This window comes from Nocardioides sp., assembly GCF_036503465.1.
Taxonomy (GTDB): Bacteria; Actinomycetota; Actinomycetes; order Propionibacteriales; family Nocardioidaceae; genus Nocardioides.
Window position 1 is genome coordinate 29,545 of sequence record NZ_DASXWU010000095.1, and the last position, 14,457, is coordinate 44,001.

General features: G+C 71.5%; 11 protein-coding genes. 3 read left to right on the top strand and 8 right to left on the bottom strand.

Features of this window, described 5'->3' with window-relative positions; translation table 11 throughout:
- Positions 1-317: 317 nt before the first annotated feature.
- Positions 318-554 carry a thiamine pyrophosphate-binding protein gene (locus tag VGK78_RS17240; protein WP_331528957.1) on the bottom strand — a complete coding sequence of 79 codons (237 nt, stop codon included), beginning with the start codon at positions 552-554 and terminating at the stop codon, positions 318-320.
- 64 nt (positions 555-618) lie between these two features.
- Between VGK78_RS17240 and VGK78_RS17245 the strand changes: the two genes are divergently transcribed.
- Positions 619-1,755 carry an enolase C-terminal domain-like protein gene (locus VGK78_RS17245; RefSeq protein WP_331528958.1) on the top strand — a complete coding sequence of 379 codons (1,137 nt, stop codon included), beginning with the start codon at positions 619-621 and terminating at the stop codon, positions 1,753-1,755.
- A 98-nt stretch (positions 1,756-1,853) separates the two neighbouring features.
- Here the strand turns inward: VGK78_RS17245 and VGK78_RS17250 are convergent, their stop codons facing one another.
- From VGK78_RS17250 to VGK78_RS17280, 7 genes are all read right to left on the bottom strand, one after another.
- Positions 1,854-2,396 carry a hypothetical protein gene (locus VGK78_RS17250; RefSeq protein WP_331528959.1) on the bottom strand — a complete coding sequence of 181 codons (543 nt, stop codon included), beginning with the start codon at positions 2,394-2,396 and terminating at the stop codon, positions 1,854-1,856.
- Positions 2,393-2,644, bottom strand: coding sequence for a DUF4242 domain-containing protein (locus VGK78_RS17255; protein ID WP_331528960.1), 252 nt, complete (start codon positions 2,642-2,644; stop codon positions 2,393-2,395). The genes VGK78_RS17250 and VGK78_RS17255 overlap by 4 nt, the downstream gene beginning before the upstream one ends.
- A gap of 125 nt (positions 2,645-2,769) precedes the next feature.
- Positions 2,770-5,352, bottom strand: coding sequence for an ATP-binding protein (locus tag VGK78_RS17260; protein ID WP_331528961.1), 2,583 nt, complete (start codon positions 5,350-5,352; stop codon positions 2,770-2,772).
- Positions 5,353-5,465: 113 nt separating this feature from the next.
- Positions 5,466-5,975, bottom strand: a complete 510-nt coding sequence (locus tag VGK78_RS17265) for a carbonic anhydrase (protein WP_331528962.1) — start codon at positions 5,973-5,975, stop codon at positions 5,466-5,468.
- A complete protein-coding gene (locus VGK78_RS17270) occupies positions 5,972-7,741 on the bottom strand; it encodes an MFS transporter (RefSeq protein WP_331528963.1) in 1,770 nt (589 codons plus the stop codon). Before VGK78_RS17270 ends, VGK78_RS17265 begins: the two co-directional genes overlap by 4 nt.
- Before the next feature lie 18 nt (positions 7,742-7,759).
- A complete protein-coding gene (locus tag VGK78_RS17275) occupies positions 7,760-8,437 on the bottom strand; it encodes an LppX_LprAFG lipoprotein (protein WP_331528964.1) in 678 nt (225 codons plus the stop codon).
- A 35-nt stretch (positions 8,438-8,472) separates the two neighbouring features.
- Positions 8,473-10,929, bottom strand: coding sequence for a DNA topoisomerase IV subunit A (locus tag VGK78_RS17280; RefSeq protein WP_331528965.1), 2,457 nt, complete (start codon positions 10,927-10,929; stop codon positions 8,473-8,475).
- Positions 10,930-11,080: 151 nt separating this feature from the next.
- Here VGK78_RS17280 and VGK78_RS17285 point away from each other — a divergent pair, with 151 nt between their 5' ends.
- On the top strand, positions 11,081-11,671 hold the full coding sequence (locus VGK78_RS17285) for a dihydrofolate reductase family protein (protein ID WP_331528966.1): 591 nt from the start codon (positions 11,081-11,083) through the stop codon (positions 11,669-11,671).
- Between the two features lie 46 nt (positions 11,672-11,717).
- Entirely contained in the window at positions 11,718-14,453 is a 2,736-nt protein-coding gene (locus tag VGK78_RS17290) for a GNAT family N-acetyltransferase (protein WP_331528967.1), read from the top strand.
- The last annotated feature ends 4 nt before the right edge of the window (positions 14,454-14,457 follow it).

Here is a 14,457-nt window from a genome sequence, read left to right on the forward strand (position 1 = left end):
GTGGTTTGAATGAGCCACGACGGGGAAAGGATCCCGCGCAGCGGTTGAGTGGACCCTTTGGGCCAGCCGCCGACGTGCGCCCCGTTGAGATGCTCCGCCGGGGTCAGCGGGGCGCAGAACTGTCCGGGCTCAGATCCTGGCGCCGTGGGGGCCGTTCCCGCTGGGGCTGCACGGTGTAGCGGAGCGGACGCGACGTCCTTGTAGAGGGTGTTCGCGTCGATCTCCTTGCTGGAACGCCGCGCCCAGAGAGAGGCGCTTCTGCTGGCCGATGACCGCTACCACCGGTTGGTGGTCGAGCTTGGCGTCGTAAAAGCCGTTCAGGAGGTGAATGGCGCCGTCGCCATGCAGCAACCGATGCCGCCGCCGAACTTGGCGTGCGCGGTCGCCAGGAACGCGCCCATCTCCTCGTGACGAGGCTGGATCAGCTGGGGATCCTCCTGGGCGCGATCCAGCGCCCCCAGGAACGCGTTGATGCCGTCCCCGGGGTAGCCGTAGATGCGATGGGTGCCCCACTCCTTGAGGCGGTCCAGGATGAAGTCTGCGGTCAGCGGCATGGCTGTGCACCTGTCGTCTCGGATTGCGATGTGTTTCTGCCTGGCCCACCGGGTACTTATTGACATGACGTCTGAACCCGAGCATCGAGCAGACGCGCCCCCCTCACCCGAGCTACCTGTCGAGTCGGTCGAGGCCGAGGCGTACGAGATCCCCACCGAGACGCCCGAGTCGGACGGAACGTTGTCGTGGGACTCCACCACGCTGGTCCTGGTGCGGTGTCGCGCCGCCGGCCAGGTCGGTATCGGCTACACCTACGCCCATGCTGCGGCGGCCGAGGTGGTGACCGGCAAGCTCGCCGGCGTCGTGAGCGGCCGCGACGCCCTCACCCCGGTGGCGTCCTGGGCGGTGATGCAGCACGCCGTGCGAAACCTGGGGAAGCCCGGCCTGGTGGCCGAGGCGATCTCGGCCGTGGACATCGCGCTGTGGGACCTGTGCGCCCGGCTGCGCGACGTACCCCTGGTCGAGGCGCTGGGCGCCGTGCACGAGGCGACGCCGGTCTACGGGAGCGGGGGCTTCACGTCGTACGACGACCAGCAGCTCGCCGACCAGCTCTCCGACTGGGTGGGGGCCGGGATCCCTCGCGTGAAGATGAAGGTCGGCCGCGATCCCGCACGCGACGCCCACCGCGTCGACGTGGCTCGGCGTGCCATCGGTGCCGACGTCGAGCTCTTCGTCGACGCGAACGGCGCCTACAGCCGCAAGCAGGCGCTGTTCTGGGCCGGGCGGTTCGCCGAGCAGGACGTCCGCTGGCTGGAGGAGCCGGTCAGCTCCGACGACCTCGAGGGGCTGCGGCTGGTGCGAGACCGTGGACCCGCGGGGATGGATGTGACCGCAGGGGAGTACGGCTACCACCTGCCGTACTTCGAGCAGATGCTGGCCGCCGGCGCCGTCGACTGCCTCCAGGCCGACCCCACCCGCGCCCTGGGGATCAGCGGCGTGCTGCGCGTCGCCGCACTCTGCGACGCGCAGTCGCTCGACCTCTCACTGCACTGTGCACCGCAGGTCAGCGCGCACGTAGGGACCGCGATCTGGCACCTGCGGCACCTGGAGTACTTCCACGACCACGTGCGCATCGAGGGTCTCGCGTTCGACGGTGTGCTGTCGCCGGAGAGCGGCGGTGTCCTGCGCCCGGACCGGAGCAGAGCCGGCCTCGGGCTGACGGTCCGGGACGCCGACCTCGAACGGTTCCGGACCGGGTGATCACCGACACGGAACGCCGGCGGCTCGGCCCGGGCCGGGAGCGGAGGTCCGCAGCCGGCCCCGACCGAGCCTTGTGACGGTGAAGGTCGTCGTCGATCTCAGATGCCCTTGGGGCAGTACACCCTCGGGTTCCACATCGTGTACGTCCCGGCGGGGTTGTCGTACCAGAGCCAGGCGTGCAGCGAGAAGAACGGCGGCAGCCCGAAGCGGTTGCCCGCGGGCGTGAAGTTGAACGTGTGCCCGAACAGCTCCGGCCGTCCGGTCGGGTGGTTGGCCCGCCACGCCGCGCGCGTGACCAGGTACTCCAGCGCCGCCAGCTTCAGGTGGCCGTTGCGCACGAACCGGTAGACGAGGGCCTCCGGGTGCCGGACCTGGATCTTGCCGTCGACGAGGGAGCCGTTGGCGTAGTGGATGCCCATGCCGCCCATGCCCTTCATGTCGATGCAGGCGATGCCGGCCGCGTCCTTCAGGAGGCCGTAGCCGGCCTTCTTCGCGGCCGCGGGGCGGGTGAAGTCCTGGGTGGCGGCCTTGGCGACCGCGACCTGATGGGCGGTCCCGGCGGTGGCGGGTGCCGTCAGCGGAGCGAGGAGGGCGGCGACGGCGACCGCGATGCCTCCCAGGGTGCGCGTCGTTCGCATCACGATCCCTCCGTGACCTCATGGACCTCGTCCGCGACGAGGCCGTGTGCCTCCCGGTGGACGGTGTTCGCGGCGTCAGGCGAGGGCGCCTCGACGAGGCAGAAGATGGTGTTGTTGGACTCGTCCACCCAGTAGCGCTGGTAGTTCACGTCGTACTTGTCCTGGATCTGGAGGTCGGCCATGTGTGCCTTGGCGACGTCGTCGGCGTTGACCGAGCCGTCCAGGTGGTGCACGTCCATGTAGAGCGGCATGTGCTGTCTCCTTGCTGGTGCTGGCTGATGGTTGATGACCGTCGTGGTGACGTCAGCAGCACCGTAGGAACGGCACGGGGTGCGGTTCATCGGGTGAACTACCCAGGTTCCACGGGACGACCTGCCTAGGTTCCGGCCGGGACGACGCCCCGCTGTCGCGCCTGGGCGGCGGCCGCGCCGCGCGAGCTCACGCCCAGCTTGCCCAGCACCGCCGAGACGTGGTGGTCGACGGTGCGGGTGGAGAGGACCAGGTGTTCGGCGATCTCCTCGTTGGTCAGCCCTTCGCAGACCAGGAGCAGCACCTCGTCCTCGCGGCGGGTCAGCCCGAGCGGGTGTCGTCGGGTGCTCGTGCGCGCTCCGTTCGGTACCGCCCTGTGGCCCAGCTCCTTCATCTTGCGTCGGGTACGCCGGGCGGCGGCGTCGGCGCCGAGGGCCTCGAAGCGGGTGATGGCGTCGCGCAGGTGGTCGTCGCAGTCGGAGTCGTGAAGAGCCATCGCGGCGTGGTAGCCGCAGCCGAGCGCGTCCCACCGGGCCGCTGCCGCCACGACGTCCCCGGCGAGCCAGGTGGCCCACGGCTCACGTGGCTCGCGGACGGGTTGCGGCGCCCCGAGCAGCCTGCGCTCCCAGACCGCGGTCTCCACGTCCGGGCGCAGCTCCAGCTGGGTGAGCACCTCGCGGACCCGGAGGATCTCGCGCGTCGCCGCGTCGTCCTCGCCGTCCAGCCAGTGTCGCTCGGCTCGCGCCAACCGGGTGAGCCCGATCCAGTCTCCCTCGGCGACACCGTCGGCCGCCTCCACGGCCACGTCCAGGATCTCGTCGCTGCCCGGCAAGCCCCGCCGGGCGAGGACCAGGGCCTTGGTCACCTGTGAGGTGAGCAGGTTGATGGGACTCGCATCGGTGGCCAGGACCTGCTCCGCCACCTGCAGGGCGTCGTCCCACCGGCCCAGGTCGAGCAACGCGATGGCGCGGTGGCCTCGCAGGCAGCTGGAGAACGTCGTGATGTCCCGCTCGTCGCAGTAGGCGATGCCGTCGCGCCACCAGCGCTCCCCCTCGGCGAAGCGGAACTCGGCGCCGAAGAACGTGTAGCCGTTCGCGTAGGCGCGACCCACCTGTGCCTCGGCACCCACCTCCAGAGCGATCCGCAGCGCCTCCTCCATGGGAGGCCGCCAGTCGTCTCCGTGGAGGAACGCCCCGTATGCCAGTGTGTTCAGCATGTCGCTGCGGTCGGCCGGCGCGCCGACCTCGTCGGCCATCTCGACGGCCCGCCGGAGCAGTGCGTAACCGGCTTCCGGCTCGTCCTGCCAGACCTCGAAGGCATGGAGCCCGATCATCCGCGCCAGCTGCGGGTCCGGCCCGAGCGGCTCCAGGAGGGCCAGCGCGCGGTCCGCGGCAGCCCGGGACTCCGACCCTCGGCAGAGCCGCCAGTAGACCGAGCACAGGTTGCGGTAGCCGTAGCCTTCTCGTCGGGCGTCGCCCAGCTCGTGCCAGAGGTGCACGGCTCGTTCGCGCGCCTCGGCGGCCCGGGTCCAGCTGTCGACCAGGGCGAGCTGGTCGGCGTACTCGTCGTAGAGACCGGCGACCTCGCGCGGGTCGTCGGGCGGGAACCTCATCGCCCGCTCGTACTGCGCCGCGGCCTCCCGGTAGGCGCCGAGCTCGGCGGCACGGCGCGCCGCCGAGGGGGCGTAGCGGGCGACGAGTGTGGCGTCGCCGACCTCTTCGGCGTGATAGGCCAGCCGCGCGTGGTCGTCACAGTCCACGTCGATCAGGGCGTGGAGCAGCGCCTGGTGCCCGGCGAGGCGCCGGTGCGGGGGGACCTCCGACTCGATCGCGCGTCGCGCGAGCTCATGGCGGAACCGAAGGGTTGAGCCCTCGGCCCGCATCAGCCCCGCCGACACCAGGTCGTCGAGCGCCTCGAGGCCGAGCCCGCCGGCGCGTGCCACCAGGTCGGGGTCGACACGCCACGAGTCGAGCGCCGCCAGGTCCAGAGCGCTACGGGCGGCGTCGGAGAGCCGAGCGGCTCGTGCCAGCACGGCGTCGCGGGCCGACGCGGGCACCTCGGTGCGGTCGTCGCTGAGCACCTCGACCACGAAGAACGGGTTGCCGCCGGTCAGCGCGTACAGCTCGTGCGGGGAGTACGTCGTGCCCTCCGCGAGGCGGGCGACGCCCGCGGACGTGAGCGGTGGGAGGTCGATGCGCCGGGTGCACCGCTGCCCGGCGAGCTCGCCGAGCGCCACCCGCAGGGGGTCGGAGGGAGCGAGGGCGTCGTCTCGGAACGTCACCACCAGCAGGACCGGCAGATCTCGGACGCGACGGGCCAGGAAGCGCAGCAGGTCGAGCGTCGCCTCGTCGGCCCACTGGGCGTCCTCGACCACGAGCACCACGAGGCCGTCCATCGAGGCAGCGCACTGGAGCACGGCGTCGAAGATCTCGTCGCGCGAGGCCGCGCCGCGCACCGTCTCCAGCAGGCTCCCGCCGATCTCGCGGGCGATGTCGTGCAGGGGCGCCAGCGGCCGGGGAGTGAACAGACCGTCGCAGGCGCCCCAGGCCCAGGTGGCGTCGTGGAGCCGCCGTTGCAGCTCCTCGACCAGCGAGGACTTGCCCACCCCGGCCTCACCGGAGATCAGGACGAGGCGACCCGTGCGGGCGCGAGCCTCGCCGGCGTACTGGAGCAACGACCCGAGCTGCGACTCCCTCTCGAGCAACGTCACGTCTGGATCCCCCCGGCCGAGCGATCACGTCCGTTTCCTGAATCCGTCGGATCGAGGAGTGTGGCCGTGCCCGCCTGGATACCCGCGGACGCGGCCGAAACGCTCGGCGATCCTCAAGTGTGCCGGGTCAGTCGGCCGTTGTCGACGTCGTACAGGAAGCCGCCGACCTTGACACGTTCCGGGATGAGCGGGTGGGACCGGACGCGCTGGACGTCCTCCGCCAGGGCCGCGAGCTGGTCGGTCACGACGTGGAACGGCTGCCAGGACGCGTCGATCCCGGCGGAGGCGGAGACGCGCTCGTGGAGCTCCTCCTCGCTCGCGGACGACATCGCGCAGCGGGTGTGTGGCACGACGAGGACGCGGTCGACTCCGAGCAGGTGGACGCCGAGCACGAGCGCCTCGAGCGCCTCCGGCGTGACGCGGCCGCCGGGGTTGCGGAAGATCTTGGCGTCGCCGTGCTTCAGGCCGAGCATCGCGAGCGGCACGATGCGCGAGTCCATGCAGGTGACGATAGCGACGCCGGCATGCGCGACGCCGTCGAACCCGCCCTCCTCGAAGTGGTCGGCGTACGCCGCGTTGGCGGCGAGCAGGTCGCCGAACTCGTCGTCCTCGGGCCGTGTCACGGATCCACCCACGGTCGCGAGGGTAACGCCCGGGTCTCCACGCCCCGGAACAGCACCACCGCGAGGACGGCCGCGAGCAGGGCGCACACGGCGGCACCGGCGAACACAGTCTGCTCCTGGGCGATCCCGGCCTGCTGCAGGAGACGGTCGAAGGCGTCGCACCGGGTGGTCGTGCCACCGCAGACCTGCAGCGGGGGCGGGAGGTCACCGGCCCGGGCGTAGTAGCGCCGGAGCCCGATCGTGGTCAGGGCGGAGACGCCGACCAGCATCCCCATCATCCGGGAGACCACGACGCCCGCGCCGGCGAGCCCATGCACGTCGGAGTCCGTCGCGGCCAGCATCGCGGCGTTCACCGGGGCGAGCGCGAGGCCGAAGCCGAACCCTCCGACGACGAGCGGCACCGTCGCCGGCCAGTCCGAGAGGGCGGTGACGTCCCACCGGCTCATCAGCACGAAGCCGAACGCCGCGAGCACCATGCCGACCGCGGTGACGGCGGCGGCGGCATACGTGCGGGTCAGGTAGCCGCCGACGACCGCTCCGACGGGCAGGGCGACCAGGAACCGGACCAGGACCAGCGCCGCCAGCACCTGGGAGTCGGCGTACACGGTCGTGCGGGCGAAGATCGGGACGTCGATGAGGGCGGCGATCAGTGCGGCTCCGACGAAGAAGCTGACCAGCAGCGAGCCCCACGCCGGGGTGCGCCGCAGTGCGCCGCGGGGCACGAGCGGCGCCTCGTCGGTGCGGAGATGCCAGACGAACACGCCGGTGGCGACGGCAGCGGCGACCAGGTACCACCAGCCCTGGGGGGCGAACACCTCCACGCGCGGGTCGGCCGTGGCGAAGGCGAGGATCACGCCGCCCAGCGCCGCGGCGAGGAAGACCGCGCCGGGCAGGTCGGCGCGGAGCGCGGCGGACCACCAGCCGCGGAGGTCGACGAGGGGGCGACGGGCGGTCCAGCAGCGCACCAGGAACAGCAGGGCTGCGACGAGCGCCACGAGTCCGAGCGGGGTCAGCCAGCGGGTGGACCCGGTGACCGGGATGAACAGCCGGCCCCAGGTGACGTCGGCGACCAGGGAGGTCGGCTCGACGACGACCAGTCCCGCCGTCGCCAGCCCGACGAGGACGAAGAGGACCCCGGCCCAGTCGAGTCCCGACAACCCTCGAGCAGGTCGGTCGGCGTCCTGTGCGGTCGGTTGCGAGTTGCTGCCGAACCGCAGCCACCGGATCGCCGCCGCCAGCGCCAGCCCGACGACCAGGTTGACCCCGAAGATCACCCGCCAGTCGGTGACGGCCAGGATCAGCGCGCCGTACAACGGCCCGATCACGCTGCCGAGCTCCTGGACGGCCGACACCACCCCGAGCGGCACGCCGCGGCGGTCGGTCGGGTAGAGATCGGCCACCAGCGCGAGGGTCGCCGGGACCAGACCGCCGCCGCCGACCCCTTGCAGGAAACGTCCGGCGACCACGCTCGGCAGGTCGTACGCCACGGTGGTGACCAGCGATCCGACGGCGAACAGGACCAGCGCCCCGATCAGCACCGGGACCCGGCCGCGCAGGTCGGCGATCCGGCCGATCAGCGGAAGCATCGCGACGTATCCGAGCAGGAAGCCGGAGACGATCGGGGCCCCGCGCTGGAGCTGGTCGATCGGGATGCCGGCGGACGCCATCATGTCCGGCAGCGCGAGGACGACGACATACGTGTCGGCGGCGGCGAACGCGACCGCGACGGCGGCCAGCCCGAGCAGCGACCGGGGGCCGCCCCTCATGAGCCCGTCATGAGGCGGTCATGGGGCGGTGATGTCCTTGCTGGTGCCGTAGTCGGTGAGCACGAGGGTGTAGGTGTTCTCGGTCGGTCCGTAGAAGGCGCCCGTCAGTGAGACCTGGCGGAGCTCGTCGTCCGGGGTGAGCGCATACGTCGCGTCGAAGTCGCCGGTCGCCCCCGGGATGATCGAGGCGACGGCCGAGGCGGGCACGGTGCCGGTGTAGGTCGACAGCACCTCGCGGTTGCCGGAACCGCCCCGGATGTCCTTGCCGCGCTTGGCATCCTCGGTCGCGGCGAGGATCGACGGGACACCGCTGTCGGCGCTGATCAGCTGCGCCGGGTCCGGCGCGCCGTAGTCGGCCGGGTTGACCTCCGACCAGCCGGGGGTGAGGGGGATCTGGGCGTAGACCTTCCCCCCGACGGACTTGACGGGCACCGAGAACGAGCCGAGCCGGGTGACCACACCGAGCTTCCCGTCGTACGCCGGGGCGTCGGTCACCGTGCCGGACGCCGACTCGAGGCCCTGGACGCCGTCGGGCAGGTCGTCGGTGCTGAGCGTGAGTGATACCCCGCTGGTCTGCTCGAGCTTCTGCTGGGCCGTCTTCAGGGCGGTGACCGGGTCTTCGTGCGAGGACGAGCTCCCACCGCACGCGGTCACGGCGAGCGCGACGGCCGCGATCAGCAGGATGAGTCTCGGCATGGGCTCACCCTGTCACAGCTCGATCACACCCGAGGTCACACCTGGCTCGGGGCCGGGCCGGCACAAGCGGCGATCGGCTGTGACCCCGGCGTACCGCTGCCGTCGCGACGGCCGGTCGCTTCGGGAAGGTCGATCGGCGACCCGCTGGCAGCCGCCGCGCGTGCCGGAGCGGTGCCCGCCCAGGCGAAGACCAGCGCGTCCTCGCCCTTGAGGAACCGGTGGCAGCGCACGCCGCCGGTCGCCCTGCCCTTGGCGGGGTACTCCGGGAAGGGCGTGACCTTGACCGCGCCGGGCTCGGTGCCGGGCAGCGCGGTCGACGAGCCACTGGCGGTGACGACGACCGAGGAGGACGGGTCGAGCGCACCGAACCAGACCACCGACTGACCGCCACCGAGCTTGATCCCCGCCATGCCACCCCCGCTCCGACCCTGGGGTCGCACGCCCGAGGCGTTGAAGTGGAGCAGCTGGGCGTCGGAGCTGATGAAGCACAGCTCCTCGTCGCCGGTGCGGAGCTCGACCGCGCCGACGACCTCGTCGCCGTCCTTGAGCCCGACCACGTCCCACTCGTCCTTGCCGAGCACCTCGGCGTTGACCCGCTTCACCACGCCCTGCCGGGTGCCGAGGGCCAGCCCGGGACCGTCGGTGCGCAGCCCGCACAGCGCGAGCACCCGCTCGCCCGGCTGGAGTGAGCGCACCAGGTCGAAGGGGAGCCCGCCCTGGAGGTTGGGGTGGTTGGCAGACGCCGGCAGCGCCGGCAGGTCGAGCACCTGGAGGCGTACGACGCGCCCGTGGGACGTGAGCGCACCGATCTCACCGCGTGCGGTGGTGGGCACCGCGGAGACGATGACGTCGTGGTTGGTGCGTGGGCCGTCGCCACTGGGGAGCTCGTCGGAGCTCGACCGAGCGAGCAGCCCCGACGACGACAGGTAGGCGAAGCACGGGTCGTCGGCCACCTCGAGAGGAGCCGCGGTCGCCGAGACGGTGACGCCGGCCGACTCAAGCAGGACCGTGCGCCGCGGCGTGCCGAACGTCTTGGCCACCTCGCCCAGCTCGTCGGAGACGACCTTCCGCAGCAGGTGGTCGTCGGCCAGGATCGCGTCGAGCGCCTCGATGGTGCGCTCGAGCTCGCCCTTCTCCTTCTCGAGCTCGATCTTGGAGAACTTGGTGAGCCGGCGCAGCGGCATGTCGAGGATGTAGTCGGCCTGAACCTCGGACAGGTCGAAGACGCCGATCAGCCGCTCCTTGGCCGCCGCGGCGTTGTCCGAGGAGCGGATCAGCTGGATCACCTCGTCGATGTCGAGGATCGCGACCAGCAGTCCCTCGACCAGGTGGAGCCGGTCGGCGGCCTTCTGGCGCCGGTACGTCGAGCGCCGGCGTACGACGTCGAACCGGTGGTCGAGGAAGACCTGGAGCAGGTCCTTGAGCCCGAGTGTGCGCGGCTGGCCGTCGACCAGCGCGACGTTGTTGATGCCGAACGACTCCTCCATGGGAGTCAGCCGGTAGAGCTGCTCGAGCAGCGCCTCGGGGACGAAGCCGTTCTTCACCTCGATCACCAGCCGCAGGCCGTGCTCGCGGTCGGTGAGGTCCTTGATGTCGGCGATGCCCTGGAGCTTCTTGGACTGCACCAGCGACTTGATCCGCTCGGAGACCTTCTCGGTGCCGACGCCGTAGGGCAGCTCGGTGACCACGATGCCCTTGCGCCGGCCCACCGGCTCGACCCGGGCGGTGGCACGCATCCGGAAGGTGCCGCGGCCGGTGTCGTAGGCGTCGCGGACACCGTCGAGCCCGACGATCATGCCCCCGGTGGGCAGGTCCGGCCCCGGGACGAAGCGCATCAGGTCGTCGAGGCCGGCGTCGGGGTGGGTGACGAGATGGCGCAGGGCCTGGACCACCTCGACCAGGTTGTGCGGCGCCATGTTGGTCGCCATGCCGACCGCGATGCCGCTGGTGCCGTTGACCACCAGGTGGGGGATGGCCGCGGGCAGGACCACCGGCTCGAGCTCACGGCTGTCGTAGTTGGGCTTGAAGTCGACGGTGTCCTCGTCGATGGACGCGGTCATCGCCACCGCGGCGGCGGTCATGCGGCACTCGGTGTAGCGCATCGCGGCCGGCGGGTCGTCGCCTCCGGGCGAGCCGAAGTTGCCGTGGCCGTCGACGGTCGGCAGCCGCATCGCCCAGGGCTGCGCCATCCGCACGAGGGCGTCGTAGATCGCGCCGTCCCCGTGGGGGTGCAAGCGGCCCATCACCTCGCCGACCACGCGCGCGCTCTTGACGTGGCCGCGGTCGGGACGGACACCCATGTCGTTCATCGTGAAGAGGATCCGGCGCTGCACGGGCTTCAGGCCGTCCCGCGCGTCCGGCAGCGCGCGGGAGTAGATGACGGAGTAGGCGTACTCGAGGTACGACGCCTCCATCTCCTGCTTGATGTCGGTGTCGAGGATGTGCTCCTCGAAGTCGTCGGGGAGGTCCTGCCGGGTCTTGCCGCGTGCCATGGGCGCATTCTCCCCGCTGCCGCCGACGCTCCGGTGCGGGGCACGCCGCGCGGAGGAGCCATCGTGAAGTCAACCATACGGTTGACAAAGAGGAGACGATCCTGCTTGAGTGTGATCAACCAATCAGTTGAATACGAGAGGATCCCGCGACATGACCACCGTGATCGTCCAAGCCGTCGCCTCGCTCGACGGATACGTCGCCCGTCCCGACGACATGCCGGGCCCGATCTTCGACTGGTACGAGGCCGGCGACGTGGAGCTCCGGTTCAACCCGGAGCACGCCTTCCACGTCTCGGAGCAGTCCGCGGCCTACCTCCAGCACCACGACGTGAAGTGCCAGATCATCGGTCGGCACCTCTTCGATCTCGTCGACGGCTGGGGCGGCCGGCCGATCGTGGGTGACCACGTCTTCGTGGTCACGCACCACGACGACGCCGACGAGTGGCGGAGCCGCTACCCGGAGGCGCCGTACACGTTCTGCACCGACGGGGTGCAGGACGCCGTACGTCGGGCCACCGAGCACGCCGGAGACGGCAGTGTGATCGTCTCTGCGGGTGAGGTCGCCGGCCAGGTCGTCGCCGCCGGGCTGGCCGACGAGCTCGCGATCGACCTGGCGCCGGTGTTCCTGGGCGAGGGCAAGAAGTTCCTCGGTTCGCTGACCGACGAGATCCTCCTCGAGGACCCGCACGTCGTGATCCAGGGCGAGCGCGTCCTGCACCTGAGGTACGCCCTCCGCCGTTGACGTGACGGTCACCTCGGCAGCCCGGCGGGGCCGATAGATTCGGTGCGTGACCGCTGCCGACGCCGACGCTCACGTCGCCCCTCGCCACTGGGAGGCCGACGTGCTGCTCCGCGACGGGCGGACGGCGCACATCCGGCCCATCCGGCCGGACGACGCTGACCTCCTGGTCGACTTCTACGGCCGGGTCTCCGACCAGTCGAAGTACTACCGGTTCTTCTCCCCGATGCCGAACCTGTCCGAGCGGGACGTCGCGCGGTTCACGCAGGTCGACCACGTGCACCGGGTGGCGTTCGTGATGATGTTGTCGGAGCGGATGATCGCCCTCGGCAGCTACGAGGGAGACACGCCGCCGGCACCCGGCTCCGCCCGTTCCGAGGAGAGCCCGTCCCCGGGGGTTGCGGAGGTGGCCTTCCTGGTCGAGGACGCGCAGCAGGGGCGAGGGATCGGCCAGCTGCTCCTCGAGCATCTCGCCCAGGCGGGCCGCGAGCGCGGCATCGAGCGGTTCGTCGCCGAGGTGCTGCCGGACAACCACCGGATGATCCAGACCTTCCGGGACGCCGGCTACCGGCTGGTCAGCGGCTTCGAGGACGGCGTGATCACGCTGGAGTTCCCGATCGAGCCCACCGACACCGCGATCGGGGTGATGTCGAGCCGCGAGCACCGGGCCGAGGCCGCGTCGATCGAGAAGTTCTTCAACCCGCAGTCGGTCGCCGTGATCGGAGCCTCGCGCCGCCAGGACACCGTCGGGCAGGCGCTGGTGCGCAACCTCGTGATGGGCGACTACGCCGGCCGGGTGTACGTCGTGAACCCGACGGCCAAGGCGGTGTCCGGCCTCCCGGCGTACTCGACCGTCGGCGACATCCCCGGCGACGTGGACGTCGCGATCGTGGCCGTGCCCGCCGAGTCGGTGCAGGACGTCGTGCTCGACTGCGCCGCGAAGGGCGTGCACGGGCTGATCATCATCTCGTCCGGTTTCGCCGAGATCGGCGAGGAGGGCCGGCAGCGACAGCGGCGCCTGGTCGGGCTGTCCCGCTCGTACGGCCTGCGCGTGATCGGCCCCAACGCGCTCGGCATCATCAACACCGACCCGAGGGTCAGCCTGAACGCCTCGCTGTCGTCGCAGAAGCCCGCCCGCGGCCGCGCCGGGTTCTTCTGCCAGTCGGGCGCACTCGGCACCGCGATCCTGGAGCGGGCCTACAACCGCGGCCTCGGCCTCTCGACGTTCGTCTCGGCGGGCAACCGCGCCGACGTCTCCGGAAACGACCTGCTGCAGTACTGGGAGGAGGACGGCTCCACCGAGGTCGTGCTGCTCTACCTGGAGTCGATCGGCAACCCGCGGAAGTTCAGCCGCATCGCGCGGCGGGTCTCGCTGCGCAAGCCGATCATCGCGATGCGGTCCGGCCGCACCACCCAGGGCGTCCCCATGGGGCACGCCGTCCGCAAGATCGGCGCTCCGCCCCAAGCCGTCGACGCGATGTTCCGGCAGGCCGGCGTGATCCAGGTCGACACCCTGGACGAGCTGTTCGACGTCGCGCAGCTGGTCGCCCATCAGCCGCTCCCGCGCGGTCGCCGGGTCGCGATCGTGGGCAACTCCGACGCCATCGGGCTGCTGGCCGCCGACGCCGCGGCAGCCGTGGGCCTGGTCGTGAGCCGATCGGTGGCCCTCGGTGCGGACGCGACCGGGCCGGACTTCGAGGACGCCCTCGACGCGGCCATCGACGACCCCGAGGTCGACGCGGTGATCGCGGTCTACATCCCGCCGATCGACGTGTCCGGGGTCGAGGTCGCGGACGTCCTGGCAGCGGTGGGGGAGCAGTCCGACAAGCCGCTGGTCTCGTCGTTCCTCGGAGCCGAGGGGGTGCCGGAGCTGCTGCGGGTGCCTGACGTGGCCGGATCCACCGCAGGCCGCGGGTCGGTGCCGTCGTACCCGGCGGTGGAGGCGGCGGTCCGCGCGCTGGCCCGCGTCGTCGAGTACGCCGTGTGGTTGCGCACCCCGAACGGCCCGACGGTCGTGCCGGGTGACATCGACCCGGTCGCGGCCAAGGCACTGGTGCACCGTCTGCTGGTCGACAACCCCGACGGCACCGAGCTCGGGTCGCAGGACCTGGCCGCGTTGCTGGCGTCGTACGGCATCACGCTCTGGGAGGCCCGGCCGGTCTCCTCGCTGCGGGAGGCGACCATGGCCGGCCGCGACCTGGGCTGGGACGTCGTCCTCAAGGCCACCACCGACCGGCTGCGCGAGCGGCCCGACCTCGCTCACGTCTGGCGCAACATCGACCGCCCGGCCGAGATGAAGGACGCCTGGGAGAGCCTGGGCGCGCTCATCGACGACGCCGAGAGCGCCGGGTTCGTGGTCCAGAAGAACGCACCGCCCGGCGTGCCGCTCAGCATCCGCAGCATGGAGGACCCGCTCTTCGGGCCGGTCGTCTCGTTCGGCATCTCCGGGCCGCTCACCGAGCTGCTCGAGGACCGGTCGTACCGCATCCCGCCCCTGGGCGCCCGGGACCCGGACGCGATGACCCGCGAGATCAAGGCCTCGCCGATGCTGTTCGGCTACCGCGGCTCCGAGGTGGTCGACATCGAGCCGGTGGAGGACCTGATCTCGCGCGTCGCGCAGCTCCAGCACGACCTGCCCCAGATCTCCTCGCTCGAGCTCTCCCTCGTACTGGCCGGCGCCGAGCACTGCACGGTGCTCACCGCCCGCGCGCGGGTCGACCCCGTCGCCGACCCGCGCTCCGACTGGTTCGTGCGGCGCATGCCGTCCGCGGCAGAGGAGAGCTGAGCAC

Bases quoted from the DNA above. Each gene is read 5' to 3' on its own strand.
- VGK78_RS17245 (WP_331528958.1), top strand. From the start codon at position 619: ATGACGTCTGAACCCGAGCATCGAGCAGACGCGCCCCCCTCACCCGAG.
- VGK78_RS17255 (WP_331528960.1), bottom strand. From the start codon at position 2,644: ATGCCGCTCTACATGGACGTGCACCACCTGGACGGCTCGGTCAACGCC.
- VGK78_RS17270 (WP_331528963.1), bottom strand. From the start codon at position 7,741: ATGAGGGGCGGCCCCCGGTCGCTGCTCGGGCTGGCCGCCGTCGCGGTC.
- VGK78_RS17280 (WP_331528965.1), bottom strand. From the start codon at position 10,929: ATGGCACGCGGCAAGACCCGGCAGGACCTCCCCGACGACTTCGAGGAG.
- VGK78_RS17275 (WP_331528964.1), bottom strand. From the start codon at position 8,437: ATGCCGAGACTCATCCTGCTGATCGCGGCCGTCGCGCTCGCCGTGACC.
- VGK78_RS17240 (WP_331528957.1), bottom strand. From the start codon at position 554: ATGCCGCTGACCGCAGACTTCATCCTGGACCGCCTCAAGGAGTGGGGC.
- VGK78_RS17285 (WP_331528966.1), top strand. From the start codon at position 11,081: ATGACCACCGTGATCGTCCAAGCCGTCGCCTCGCTCGACGGATACGTC.